Here is an 11,255-nt window from a genome sequence, read left to right as displayed (position 1 = left end):
AAAGCGAAAAACAATGAAATATATAAAAAATAAATATTGGGTTGGGTTAGTTGCATTGATCCTCAGTGCATGTAATATTGACAGGAGCCCTTATGATTCCATCACTGCGGATGATTTGAAAAATTCAGAATCCAGTGCCCAATCAGTCACTTTGGGTACTTATAGTAGGATGAAGGATTGGAGTAATAATTGGCATAGGTTGTTCGAGTACCCTTCAGATAATGTAGCATTAAGTGGTACTACTACTGATCCGTTGTTTTTTACTTATAACTATCAGAGAATTCCTAATGGTTCTCGTGTGGGTGGTTTTTGGAGAAGTTCTTACCAGATTATTGTAGGTGCCAATAAAACTATTGAGGCTTTGCAAGAAGGGAGTTCAGATGCCAATGACCAATTATTGGCTGAAAATTACTATATCCGAGCATTAATGCATTTTCAGTTGGTGAATATTTTGGGAAGACCATATGTTCAAGGAAGAGAAAATGAAGGTGTGCCTTTGAAGTTGGATGGTGATCATTTGAACCACCCTACAAGGTCCACAGTTGGTGAGGTCTATGATCAAGTGGAGGCCGATTTATTAAAGGCCGCTTCCTTGTTTACAGAAGATAAGTCCAATGCCTATGCGACAAAGGAGGCTGTTTGGGCATTATTGTCAAGGGTTTATCTTTATATGGAAGAAAACGACAAGGCCATAGAGTATGCAGATATGGTAATTGAGTCTGGAAAATTTAGTTTGTTGTCAACAGAAAAATTGGGAGATTATACCAAATTGGCACCTGAGACCAATTCGGAAACTATTTTTGCTATTAAATTTATCCCTGATGCAGATTATCCTTCAAATGGATGGTATACTGTTGGGTCTTTATATGCTAATATTCAAGGGACTGGATGGGGTGAAATGTATGCTTCAAGGTCTTATCTTGAGTTGGTAAGAGAATATCCAGAAGATCAACGATATAAGTTTATTCAACCTAAGGTAATAGACGAAAATATTACCTGGGCACTATATGTGGATAATGCCAACTCATATAAATGGAAAGAGGTTACTAAATCAGGTGATGACTATGTTTATGATGAAGGTGGCCAAGCTAAAACACTTGATAAAGTTTCCAATGGACATGGAGGTTTTAATTATTCCATCCAAACTGCTGAAGGAAACAAGAAAGTGCTGATCGATAAAAAGCTAGATCTTAGAAATGGTTTCCCAAAGTATTATATCCTAAAATGTTCAGGCCAGGAAGATCAAGTTCACCTTTGGTCTCCAGTGATTTCCAGATTGGCTGAAATGTACTTAAATAGAGCTGAGGCCAATGCTAAGTTAGGCAACTCAGAATTAGCCTTACAGGATGTAAATCTAATCAGAGAGAGAGCGGGTATTCCATCCTCAGGTCTGTATACAGTAGCAAATCTAAATGGTAAAACAATTTTAGATGCGGTATTGGAGGAGAGGCAATTGGAACTTGCTTTTGAAGGACACAGAAAGATTGATGTATTCAGAAATAATAGATCAATGGATAGAGCATATCCTGGTACACATTTGGCGGGTAGCAACCCAATCACTTCTGTATCACCCAATGACAATGCTGTAATTGAGTTTATTCCTGAGGCACAATTATTAGTTCATGATGGTTTGACCCAGAACCCATAAAAGATTATTTATTGATTTTAAGGCCACTTTTGATGCAAGAGTGGCCTTGTTTTTTTATGTAGAGTATTTTTTTCTAGTTTAGGGAGTGATTTTATGGGGGTAATGGCTTGTTTTGAAAAAATCCAATTGTTAGTATTCTCATAAATCCTGAATCAGGGACTATTTCGTAATTCTTATGTAGTTTCTAAAAATAGTCGTTGAAAAACGTTTGAGCAGCGAACTTTTTAAACTTTATCATAACTCTAGTCTTAAGACCAAAAAACTAGGGGGGATCCAATAAAACCTTTATTTCTTATGCGTCATAATTACACAAATAGGTTTAATTATGACTAAATACTGCTTTTTTATTGCATATAATTATTTTTAACAATAATTGTCTTTTTTGTAGTTAATTTTGATCTGTAGAAGAGATAAAGTTTGATTGAAACGAGGTTGTTCGTTATTGAAAATGTGTTTTATCCGTTATTTTATGAGTGTTAATATTTGATTAGCCGTAATGAAATTGTTTGTGAAAATACGATGGGTAAAAATTATTTTGTGTTTATAAAATTATAATTAAAATATATATAGTTCAATTATTGTTATTGGACATAAAACGAAAAGGTAGATTTAATATTTTCTGATAAAGGTTTTTATCACCAAAACAACTTTAGGGATTTCTATACCAATTATTTAAAGTACTTGATTTATGGAATTAATTTTTACGAAATCAAGGCGGTTTAGACCAATATGGTTTATAACTGCCTTACTTCTATTTCAGACATTAATAAGTTTTGGTCAAGGGACCAGGACTTTGGCTGATGAAGTCACATTTGTTAGCGCTAATGTCCCCGATGGATTATTGGACTTACCTCCTTATGACAAGGAAACGGTAGAGAATCCAGATAATGCTACAGTAGACGACGATAATTTTGCTCGTTTACTAGCGAGTCCAGGCTTGGCTTTAGGATTAGGATCTTATGGTGGAGAATTGGAGTTAAAGTATCCTACTACCCGTACTGCCAATACCACAAGCTATATAAGGGTAGATGCAGAAGGGAATTTGCTTGATGTGTTATTAGGAGGGAATCTTGGCGAATTACTAGGAAGTGTACTTGGTATAGTTGCTTTAGGTGAGCAAGAAATTATAGTAACTGCCAAAAATGGTTCAACTGATGTGTATTCTAGAAGTTCTCAAGATGGCTTTAATATAGATAGGGCTAGAGTGATTACCGATGCTCAGGGAAATTATTATATAGCTATCACCCCCAATGCAAATTATGATAGAATAAATATTTCAAACCAATCTTTATCCTTACTAGGATTAGGAGATGAGGTTAATACTGATGTTTATAGTGTTTTTGATTACAATTCAGCAAGTATCTGCGGGAGCCCTCTAGGGACATCCTATGATGTCAGTGGTTTGAATTTAGACCTACTTAATTTAGGAGGCGAGGTAGTTGGAGATATCCACAATGCCATTGATGGTGATGAAAATACTTATGCTTCTTTAAGTCCTGGGCTCTTAAGTATTGCAGGAATCTTAGAACAATATTTTTATTTTGACGGTGTGGGACAGGCCAGTGATGAGGTTATGCTGACCTTAAGCAGCGCTCCGGGAATTTTAGATGTTGACTTATTGGAAAATATTGAGCTGGTCGCCTACAATGGAACTACTGAGGTGGCCAGACAAGATTTGGAGACCCTAGGAACCAATTTGTTGGGTATTGCCCAAGCGGATCTTCTGGGGCTACTGGCTGATGGAAATCCTGTAACTTTTTCTTTTTCACCAGGAATGGCCTTTGACAGAGTTGTTATTGAAGTAAATACGCTTATAAATCTGGGTACTTCAGAAAGCTTGAGGGTTAATGAAGTAGTGAGAACCCCTGGAAGACCAGACATTCAGGGAGTTGATGACGAACAGAATTTATTGGTATGCGCAGGAACTGATGTTACCTTATTGGCTGATGTGGCTACTGGTGACCAAGTCAAGTGGTATGATGCGCCTACCGCAGGTAATCTCGTTCACACAGGGGCTAGTTTCTCTCTTGGTGAAATTGGTTCTAAAGTAACATATTACGCTGCTGCAGAAAGACCAGGTTGTTCTATCGAATCCATTAGGGTGCCGGTAACTATAGATATTAATCCTGATCCTTTGATCTCATTAAATGGCTCTGCTGTTTACAATGTTGCTATTGGAGAGTCAATTATCCTTCCTCCGGCAAGTGCGGTTGATGAAGATGATAACCCTGTGTCGGTAAGCTGGTCAGGTCTTGATGGAGCGCCTTTGACGCTACCTAATACAGCTGGGGTATTCAATAGCGGGGGCAGGTATGTGTATAGGGTTTCGGCAACAGGAAATACCTGTACTAATTATGTAGATGTAGTAGTCAATGTTTTCGATCCAGATGCATGTCCACTAGTATATAATAGGATTTATTCCACTAGTGCAGATGATTTTACAACCAGCAGTTTATTGGGGATTCAATTAGGGTCGGTGACCAACCCTACCCTTGCAGCTGGAAATGACCTGTCCGATTATTCATTATTGTCTGAAACAGTAGGTACAAGTTTGTTAGGGCTGACAGGTGAAACTTCTCAAACTATCAGATGGAACACTATGGTTCCAGCTGGAACACCAGTTACAATTAAACTTGGTCGTGAATATGGCGCTGCTGGAGTTTCAGGTGGTATATATGTTCAAGCCTTAGACGGTGATCCTGTAAATGGGGATGACTTATTAGGGATAAGACAACTAGCTGATGGAGGATTGGTTTCCGCAGTAAATGGGATAAATGAGTTTGAATACACTTTTATTCCAACTGATGTAAACGGTGTTCCTGTAGCATATAATGGAGTGAAAATTTCATTGGCATCATTGCTAAATGCTGCGCAAAATGTTCGTGTTTATGCCGCCTACTATCATGAAACTAGTGCTACTCTTTCAAGTTGCACATTTGGAAGTATAGATATATTAACGGGTTTTGAGTCAATCATTGATGGCTTGGATGTAGCAAGTGGATTAACCTCTGTTCAAGATCCAGAATTATCTGTTGATGGAGATCTTAATACCTATGCTGCAATTTTTAATTCCGTAGGTGCGAATATCAGTAGTAAACTGGATGTAAGTTTTGCGGCACCTGTAATTGCTGGTGATTCCGTGGCAATCAAGGTAGGTTCAAGTACTGGATTATTGGATTTGAATGCCCTACAAGGTTATGAAATTCAAAGATATTTGGGTAACCAAGCTGTTGGGGATCCTATAGATGCGGGTTCTAACTTTTTAACGCTGACATTACTTGGTGGAGGAACTACTCAATCTTTGAACTTTATAAATGATGTGCCTTTTGACAGAATTAAAATTCTTTCAGGAGGGGTGGTTAGTGCTTTGGAAGAATTATGGGTTTATGAAATTGAATTGTTCCCGATCAGTGAAATTCCAGGAGAGGAATATGACGATATCAATGATATTGATTACCTAGAAATATGCCCTGGAGATATCATTGATCTTCCATCATTAGCCTGTGATGAAATTAAACTATATGATGCACTTGTTGGTGGTAATGAAATTACGCCGACAGATATTGCTGGATGGGCACCTGAAACCACACAGACAGTATATGTTCAGATTGTAAGGTTTGGCTGTGAGGATGGTATTGATAGAAGACCATTGGAAATCAGGGTAAAAGGCAGCACAGATCTATTATTGGAAGAAATATTGATAAACGGGACTTCTGATGATACTTTCTGTCAAGATGTTGATCCTATTACTCTTCAAGCTAGTCTTATCGCAGGAGCACCAGCTGGTGTGACTTACCAATGGTTTAGTGATAACAGTGGTACTCCTGAAGTTATAGACGGTGAAACAATGGCAAATCTGGTATTGTCAGGTCTGGCCGCTGGAGATCATACTTATTATGTTCAATTAGTGGCAGATGGATATTGTACTGCTGATCCTACAGATGTCACCTTTACGATAAATAGAAACGCAACTGATGATGATATTAATCTGGAGGGGCCAATAGTTCAATGTGTTGGGATTCCAGTTGTTTTGGCACCATCAACTAGTATAACTAACCCTATATTTAATTGGTATTTAGATGAAAATAAATCCACTCTTATCAATGATGGGGATGTAGCAGGGGCAGTTACTTTTAACGTTTCAGCTTCTGGTGAATTGACAATTTCCGGATTGGCAGATGGTGCTGATGTAAATTATTATGTGACCGTAAGTGGAGATGATGTTTGTGAAAATGTCTTAGGAAAAGAAATAAATGTTCAGGTTTCAAATAGTTTGCCTGCTCCAACATTACTGGATGCTGACTTAGAATTATGTGGCCCAGGGAATGATGCCATTTTTGAAGTCACCAATTATGCTGGTGGGTTTACTTATAAAATATTTGATGCTGCTACAGGAGGTACTGAAGTAACTACTGATGTGACTGTTGTTGATAATATTATCACTATCAGTAATGTAAATGCAGATGCAACCTATTTTGTTGAGGTGACTGGTGCAGGAGGTTGCGTAGGTGTTGATAGATCTCAAATTACCATCACAATTAATGATTTTGCTACGGATGCAGATATTGATGCTGCTGGGGGTACAATCTGCGAGGGTGAGACATTTAGTTTAACTGCTAGTAGTTCAACAGTAACAAATCCTGTGTTCACATGGTATACAGATGCTGGATTAAGTAATGTGCTTGTTGATCTTGACGTTATGCCAAGCAGTACTACTACCTATTATGTAACGGTAAGCGGTGACGGAATATGTGAAAATCAACCAGGAAATGCTAAAGAGGTTGTAGTAACAGTCAACAGGAATGCGACTGCAGCAGATATAGAAGCAGATGGCGGGACGATATGTGAGGGAGATACCTTCACCTTATCAGCAAGCAGCAGCACGGTGACCAATCCGGTGTTTACATGGTACACAGATGCAGGCTTGACCACTGTGTTACCAAGTTTGGACGTGACGCCATCGACGACAACTACCTATTATGTGACCGTAAGCGGAGACGGGGTATGCGAGAATAATGTTGGTGACGCTAAAGAAGTAACGGTAACAGTAAATAGGAATGCAACTGCAGCAGATATAGATTCAGCTGACGGTACGATCTGCGAGGGCGATAGCTTCACTTTGAGTGCGAGCAGCAGTACGGTTTCTAATGCGGTCTTTACGTGGTATACTGATGCGAGCTTGACGACAGTGCTATCCGATATGGATGTCATGCCATCAAAAACGACCACTTATTATGTAACGGTAAGCGGAGACGGAGTATGTGAGAATAATGCAGGAGATGCCAAGGAAGTGACTGTAACCGTCAACAGGAATGCCACAGCGTTGGATATAGATGCAGCAGGTGGGACAATCTGTGAAGGCGATAGCTTTACTTTGACTGCGAGCAGTAGTACAGTGTCTAATCCGAATTTTACTTGGTATGCAGATCCAGCTTTGACAATTCAGATAACCAACACTGATGTAGCACCAACTACAACCACGACCTATTATGCGACAGTTTATGGCGATGGAGTATGTGAGAATAATGCAGGAGATGCCAAGGAAGTCACCGTAACCGTCAACAGGAATGCTACGTCAGCTGATATTGATTCAGCAGGCGGGACGATATGTGAGGGCGATAGCTTCAGCTTAACAGCGAGCAGTCCAACGGTAAGTAATGCGGTATTCAGATGGTATGCTGATGCAGGATTGACCACGGAGATACTCAATGCAGATGTCACTCCATCGACAACGACTACCTATTATGTAACCGTTAGCGGGGATGGGGTATGTGAAAATAAGGCCGGTGATGCAGGAATGGTGACTGTAACCGTCAACAGGAATGCAACTGCAACAGATATAGATTCAGCTGACGGCACGATCTGCGAGGGCGATAGCTTCACTTTGAGTGCGAGCAGCAGTACGGTTTCTAATGCGGTCTTTACGTGGTATACTGATGCGAGCTTGACGACAGTGCTATCCGATATGGATGTCATGCCATCAACAACGACCACTTATTATGTTACTGTTAGCGGAGACGGAGTATGTGAGAATAATGCAGGAGATGCCAAGGAAGTGACTGTAACCGTCAACAGGAATGCCACAGCATTGGATATAGATGCAGCAGGTGGGACAATCTGTGAAGGCGGTAGCTTCACTTTGAGTGCGAGCAGCAGCACGGTTTCTAATGCAGTCTTTACGTGGTATACTGATGCGGGCTTGACAACAGTGTTGTCCGATATGGATGTCATGCCATCAATAACGACTACTTATTATGTAACGGTAAGTGGTGACGGAGTATGTGAGAACAATGCAGGCGATGCCAAGGAAGTGACTGTAACCGTTAACAGGAATGCTACGTCAGCTGATATTGATTCAGCAGGCGGGACGATCTGCGAGGGTGATAGCTTCAGCTTAACAGCGAGCAGTCCAACGGTAAGTAATGCGGTATTCAGATGGTATGCTGATGCAGGATTGACCACGGAGATACTCAATGCAGATGTCACTCCATCGACAACGACCACTTATTATGTAACCGTAAGTGGAGATGGGGTATGTGAAAATAAGGCCGGTGATGCAGGAATGGTGACTGTAACCGTCAACAGGAATGCTACGTCATCGGATATAGATTCCGCTGACGGCACGATCTGCGAGGGCGAAACTTTCACTTTGAGTGCGAGCAGCAGTACGGTTTCTAATGCGGTCTTTACGTGGTATACTGATGCGAGCTTGATGACAGTGCTATCCGATATGGATGTCATGCCATCAACAACGACCACTTATTATGTAACGGTAAGCGGCGACGGAGTATGTGAGAATAATGCAGGAGATGCCAAGGAAGTGACTGTAACCGTCAACAGGAATGCCACAGCATTGGATATAGATGCAGCAGGTGGGACAATCTGTGAAGGCGATAGCTTCACTTTGAGTGCGAGCAGCAGCACGGTTTCTAATGCAGTCTTTACGTGGTACACTGATGCGAGTTTGACGACAGTGCTATCAGATTTGGATGTCATGCCATCAACAACGACCACTTATTATGTAACGGTAAGCGGCGACGGTGTATGTGAGAACAATGCAGGCGATGCCAAGGAAGTGACTGTAACCGTTAACAGGAATGCTACGTCAGCTGATATTGATTCAGCAGGCGGGACGATCTGCGAGGGTGATAGCTTCAGCTTAACAGCGAGCAGTCCAACGGTAAGTAATCCGGTATTCAGATGGTATTCGGATTCGGATCTTACCACAGAAGTTCTGGATCCAAATGTAAGCCCAAGCAGCACGGCCACTTATTATGTTACTGTCAGCGGAGATGGAGTATGCGAAAACAAGGCAGGTGATGCGGCAATGATCACTGTGACAGTAAACAGGAATGCTACGGCAGCGGATATAGACGCAGCTGGCGGCACGATCTGCGAGGGCGGTAGCTTCACTTTGACTGCAAGCAGCAGTACGGTTTCTAATGCGGTCTTTACGTGGTATACTGATGCGAGCTTGACGACAGTGCTATCCGATATGGATGTCATGCCATCAACAACGACCACTTATTATGTTACTGTTAGCGGAGACCGAGTATGTGAGAATAATGCAGGAGATGCCAAGGAAGTGACTGTAACCGTCAACAGGAATGCCACAGCATTGGATATAGATGCCGTTGGAGGTACGATCTGCGAAGGCGATACTTTCACCTTGATTGCAAGTAGCAGTACAGTATCCAATGCAGTCTTTACGTGGTACACTGATGCGAGCTTGACAACAGTGTTGTCCGATATGGATGTCATGCCATCAACAACGACTACTTATTATGTAACGGTAAGTGGTGACGGAGTATGTGAGAACAATGCAGGCGATGCTGCCGCAGTAACAGTAACGGTAAACAGGAATGCAACGACCGCGGATATAGAAGCCGATGGCGGGACGATATGTGAGGGCGATAGCTTCAGCTTAACAGCGAGCAGTCCAACGGTAAGTAATCCGGTATTCAGATGGTATGCTGATGCAGGATTGACCACGGAGATACTCAATGCAGATGTCATGCCATCGACAACGACCACTTATTATGTGACTGTAAGCGGAGACGGTGTTTGTGAGAACAATGCAGGCGATGCTAAGGAAGTGACTGTAACAGTGAACAGGAATGCGACGGCAGCGGATATAGACGCAACTGACGGCACGATCTGCGAGGGTGATACTTTCACCTTGACTGCGAGCAGCAGTACGGTTTCTAATGCGGTCTTTATGTGGTATACTGATGCGAGTTTGACGACAGTGCTATCCGATATGGATGTCATGCCATCAACAACGACCACTTATTATGTAACGGTAAGCGGAGACGGAGTATGTGAGAATAATGTAGGAGATGCTAAGGAAGTGATGGTGACTGTAAATAGCGTGTCAGTTCCTACTACGGATATGCCAGTTCAATCCTTCTGTAAGAATCCAAATGCAACTATTTCAGATCTAGATGTAAACGAAAATAATGTTGTTTGGTATGGTACAGCATCGGGCGGAGCAAGACTAAGTCCATCTGAGGTATTGATTCCTGGAATGACTTATTATGCTGCACAAATTGATGATAATACTGGATGTGAAAGTATTGAACGCCTTCCAGTAATGGTGTCTGAATGTGCTGAACTGGACGTGGAAAAAATGGCTGATGTTAGCTCTGTGATTGTGGGTGAAATGTTTGATTACACCATTTCTGTAAGCAATAATGGACCGGTCACAGCTACTAATATTGAGGTAACAGATGAAGTTCCAACTTCTCTTCAGGTCCTTGGAGTAGATGGAAATGGTCAGATCAATGAAAATGTGGTGACTTGGAATATTGGAGAAATACTTTCAGGTGAATCCGTGACATTAACAGTGAGCGTAATGGCCGTGGAGGTCAATGAAGGAGTAGTTAATAGTGCTCAGGCAGAAGCTGAAAATTCTCAGCCTGATGAAGATGAAACGGATCCGTTACCGATTTTGCCGGACGATGTTGATCTAACCATGTCCAAGGTGGTTTCTAATTCAATTATTGAGGTTGATAAAGAATTTACTTATCAATTGATAATCACAAATAATACAGATGTACCTGCCAGAAATGTTACGGTAACTGATTATATGCCATCTCAGGTTGATTATATAGGATCTAATGCATCAAGCGCAATACAAGAGTCCTACGATGCTTCAAATGGTACTTTAACCTTTGTCATCCCAGAGTTAGCAGGTAATGATGAAATCGTCATTCAGTTACGAGTGGTGGCAAGAGAAAAAGGTGTTGTTACTAATTCAGCCACTGTTGAAACGCCAGACCAACTAGAGCTGAATGACTTGGACAATACGGCTACAGTATCACATAATCAAATAGCTATTAATATTCCAAATGTCTTTACTCCAAATGGAGATGGAATGAATGATGTTTGGGAGATAGAAGGTCTTTCAGACTTGTACCCTGACAATGAGGTGATTGTTGTGAATAGATGGGGGGGAGAAGTCTTCAAATCAAGCAACTATAATAATGACTGGAATGGAGGCTCATTGAATGGAGGAACTTACTACTATAAATTAAAAATAAGGGATAGTGATTCTGGAAGTGAGATGCAATTCACGGGATATGTAACTATTATAAGATAACGAGAC

Annotated in this window: 2 protein-coding genes; both read left to right on the top strand. The window is 41.2% G+C overall.

Annotated elements, in window-relative coordinates; all coding sequences use genetic code 11:
* Positions 1-13 precede the first annotated feature (13 nt).
* Positions 14-1,648, top strand: a complete 1,635-nt coding sequence (locus KMW37_RS03090) for a RagB/SusD family nutrient uptake outer membrane protein (protein WP_215223117.1) — start codon at positions 14-16, stop codon at positions 1,646-1,648.
* Between the two features lie 688 nt (positions 1,649-2,336).
* Positions 2,337-11,249 carry an Ig-like domain-containing protein gene (locus tag KMW37_RS03085; RefSeq protein WP_215223116.1) on the top strand — a complete coding sequence of 2,971 codons (8,913 nt, stop codon included), beginning with the start codon at positions 2,337-2,339 and terminating at the stop codon, positions 11,247-11,249.
* Positions 11,250-11,255: the final 6 nt, after the last annotated feature.

This window comes from Echinicola shivajiensis (assembly GCF_018642165.1).
Taxonomy (GTDB): Bacteria; Bacteroidota; Bacteroidia; order Cytophagales; family Cyclobacteriaceae; genus Echinicola; species Echinicola shivajiensis.
This window is presented reverse-complemented; position numbering and strand designations above follow the sequence as displayed.

Coding starts and splice junctions, on each gene's coding strand:
- KMW37_RS03090 (WP_215223117.1), top strand. CDS start 14: ATGAAATATATAAAAAATAAATATTGGGTTGGGTTAGTTGCATTGATC.
- KMW37_RS03085 (WP_215223116.1), top strand. CDS start 2,337: ATGGAATTAATTTTTACGAAATCAAGGCGGTTTAGACCAATATGGTTT.